At 69.6% G+C, this 3,250-nt stretch carries 4 protein-coding genes; 2 read left to right on the top strand and 2 right to left on the bottom strand.

The window, feature by feature from the left end; all coding sequences use genetic code 11:
• Together EB084_22335 and EB084_22330 are read right to left on the bottom strand one after the other, a co-directional pair.
• Positions 1-410 (bottom strand): hypothetical protein (locus tag EB084_22335; protein NDD31003.1); only part of this gene is annotated, 410 nt, incomplete at its 3' end.
• An 81-nt stretch (positions 411-491) separates the two neighbouring features.
• Complete coding sequence (locus EB084_22330; GenBank protein NDD31002.1) at positions 492-1,763, bottom strand: hypothetical protein; 1,272 nt, start codon at positions 1,761-1,763, stop codon at positions 492-494.
• A 9-nt stretch (positions 1,764-1,772) separates the two neighbouring features.
• Between EB084_22330 and EB084_22325 the strand changes: the two genes are divergently transcribed.
• Together EB084_22325 and EB084_22320 are read left to right on the top strand one after the other, a co-directional pair.
• Positions 1,773-2,816 carry a hypothetical protein gene (locus tag EB084_22325; GenBank protein ID NDD31001.1) on the top strand — a complete coding sequence of 348 codons (1,044 nt, stop codon included), beginning with the start codon at positions 1,773-1,775 and terminating at the stop codon, positions 2,814-2,816.
• 92 nt (positions 2,817-2,908) lie between these two features.
• The coding region (locus EB084_22320) for a hypothetical protein (protein ID NDD31000.1) at positions 2,909-3,250 on the top strand (342 nt) is incomplete at its 3' end.

Genomic DNA, 3,250 nt, shown 5'->3' with positions numbered 1-3,250 from the left:
TAGGCAGACCAGTCCTGCGAGCGATCGCGCTCCACCCGTCGAATGGTGGCCTGGTTCGTACGCGTGATGGCCAGGGCTGTTCCCATGAGCCCTTGGCTCACAAGCCGTCCATCGATGACGATGTCGCCGATGGGCTTGAGATTGCTCTTCGAGAAGTAGGCGCCATTCACGGCGATGGTGGGGCGTGTGCGCGCGATCATGTCGGCGAACGGCTCGTCAGCGCCAGGAAATCCTGCGGCCACCTCGACACGCACATGAACCCGCCGGTCGGCCAGGTTCACGCGAATCAACTGCAACGGCACGCCCGCTGCTGTCGTTCTCTCGAGCCTGTCGGTCGGTTCGTCTGCGCGAGCGCAGATGGCGGTCACCATGATCAGGAAGAGCACGACCAGGGTGGAGGGTCTGCGCATGCCGAGGGCTTCGGGGGGGCGGCTTCGCTCTCCTCTCCTTGTTGATCCGCTTGGAGAACGGCTCAACACCTTCGCCAGTGGCTAGCGCGGCGCTGTCGCCAGTGGGTTGATTCGCGCCGCCTCCGCGCGCGCCGCGCGGGCTGCTTCCGGATGGTTCAGGGCTTCCTCGATCTGGGCAAGGCGAAGCTGCATCTCGGCGTCGCGCAGCCCCCAGCGCAAAGCCTGTCTCTCGGCGTCGCGGGCCGCCGCGGCCTGGCCGTTGGCGAGCAGGGCGCGGGCGAGCACATCGAGGGTCTCGGCGTCGGCACGAAGACCGAGCTCCACGCGCATCAGTGCGAGGGCGCGGGTGGCGTCGCCTGGGGCACCTCGGTCGAGCAGATATCGGGCGAGGTCACGACGGTGTCCAAAGGCGCCTCCGCTCGATTGACGCTCGAGCTCGGCCCGGGCCGACTCGCGCAGGGCCTGGGCTTCGCCACGGTCGCCACGGGCGTCGCAGACACCCGCCCGCGCCTGCTGCCACGCGGGGTTCTGGCTCTGCGTGATGGCCTTCTTGTAGTCGTCATCGGCGGCCTCGTAACGCCCCTCGCTCGCCTCGAGCTCGGCGCGCAGCGCCAGGGCCAACGGGTCGTCCGGGATGATGCGCAGCGCCTCGTCGTAGAGGTCGCGGGCCAGCGCGCGTCGCCCGCGTCGCTGATAGAAGCGCCCGAACATGGCGCGCGCGAAGGCCGACGACTGGCGATCGCCGGCTTCTTCGCGGCGCAGGGCTCTGCGAAAGTCTGCCACCGCTGCCTCGTCTCGACCCTGGGCGATGTCGACCAGTGCCAGGCGGGTATAGCTGGCAGTCGACGGAGCGCGAGCGACGAGCGCCTCCGCTGCAACCGCCGCCTCGTCGAGGCGCCCCAGGGCGAGCAGGCAGGTGACGCGCAGCCCGAGGGTGGCCTCACGGCGGGGAGTTCCACCGAGCAGGACGAGGGCAGCTGCAAAGTCGTGCCGCGCCTCGGCCACGGAGGCCAGCGCTGTCGCCGCGCCCGCGTTGTCGACGGGCTGATGGGCGAGCGAGGCCCGCGCGGCTTCTTCGGCTCGCAGGAACCAGGAGGGGTCGTGGGTGAGGCGGGCCTGCCGCAGGAAGGCCTCGGCGAGCAGGCTGTTGCTTGGGCCGTCATTGGGATGCTCGCGCACGCGCTTCTGGTAGAACGCGATCTCGCTCTCGATGTCGGTGGGGCGCCCCACGGGATGGCGATAGGGCCACGCCCGTGATGTGGGGGCGTCACCCGATGACGAGGAGGTCGGGTACAAGGCATACGCCACGGCGCCGATGCCGAGGGCCATGATCACGAGTCCTAGAATGCGCACCCCCGTTGATTGGTTCTACCTGCGGCAAGTCCTCCGCTGAAGGGCACTCGCCTGAAGGGCAGGCTCTCCGGAAACGCTTGGTTCGAGAGAAGGGACCGGCGCGCGTGCTGGGTAAACGTCGGCCATGCACAGACGATCGCTTCTCTCGCTCATCCTTCTCGTGGCCTTCACGGTGGCGGCACCCTGCGCGCCGGCCCGGCAACGCGCCGTCGGCATCTCAGCGCTCGCGGTGCGGCCGGATGGCGACCTGCTCGCGGTAGGCGACGCCGAGGGGGCGATTCATCTGCTGACCCTTCCAGCGCTGCGCGAGGAGCGCGTGCTGAAGGGGCACACCGATCGTTGTGCAGCGGCGCGCTCGACCGCACCGCGCGCGTCTGGTCGGTGGCCAGCGGCGCGCTGACGGCGACACTCGGACCGCACTCTGACGACGTGCTGTGCGTTGCGCTCTCACCCGACGGGGGAATGCTGCTGGCCAGCGCATACGACGGCGTGACCGTTCGCTGGGACCTGACGTCGAAGACGCGGCGTGAGGGCAAGGCCATCGGACATACCGCCGCGTTCAGCCCCGACGGGCGTCGATTCGCCACCGCCTCCATCGATGGCACCCTGCGCCTGTACGCCGCCGACGGGCACGAGATCGCGTCCTGGAAGGGGCACCGCCTCTGCCCCAACACGGTTGCGTTCAGCCCCGATGGCCATCGTCTCGCCTCGTGCGTCGATCACGTCAAGGTGTGGAATGTCGACACCCATGCGCAGGTGTCGGACATCGCCACTGACCTGGGGAGCACGCTACTGTCTGCGCGGTGGAGCCCCGACGGCCATCAGGTCGTGGCCACCAGCCTGTGGGGTGGGGCGGCCCTGTTCACCGACAGTGGCGGGAGGTGGGCCCGGGCTCCGGTGCTGCCCGGCACGCGCTGGCAGCAGGCTGCGTTTCGCCCCAGCGCGGGAGGGCTCGTCGTGGGAAGCCTCGATGGCGCGGTCTCTCTGACCGACCCCTCGGGCCGTCGGCGACTGTCCACCTGGAAGAACCCGCCTGCGCGCGTGGTTCGCTAGTGGGGTGGGCAGTGAGCGGCAGACGAGGCCATCTCCCCCGCGCACGATGGGGAGGAGGCTGTCGTTCGGGCCTCGCGCTCGTCGCTGCCTTCGTGAGCGCCTTCCTGATCTTCTCTGGTCCCGCGTGGGCCCACTGGGCTGATCTCGCCACGGCCGACGTCATCATCGATGCGCGGGGCGTCGAGATGTCAATGGTGCTGCCCACGGGGCTTCTGGGGCGTGTCGATGACAACGGCGACGGGCGCATGTCAGAGGCGGAGCTCGGTCGCCATCGCCGTGAGGTCGAGACGCTGCTGCGCCAGAAGGTGGCGCTCGAGGTCGATGGGCGGATGATTGCCGAATCACTCGTGTCGGTGCCCGATGTCCTGCCGGCCGGCGGGGCCGGCGCGCCCAGTCTCACCCACAGCCCGATCACGCTGCGCTGGTCTCTGACC

This window comes from Pseudomonadota bacterium (assembly GCA_010028905.1).
In the GTDB taxonomy this organism is placed as follows: domain Bacteria; phylum Vulcanimicrobiota; class Xenobia; order RGZZ01; family RGZZ01; genus RGZZ01.
Note: the sequence above shows the minus strand (reverse complement) of the source record. Positions and strands in the feature narration are given on the sequence as shown.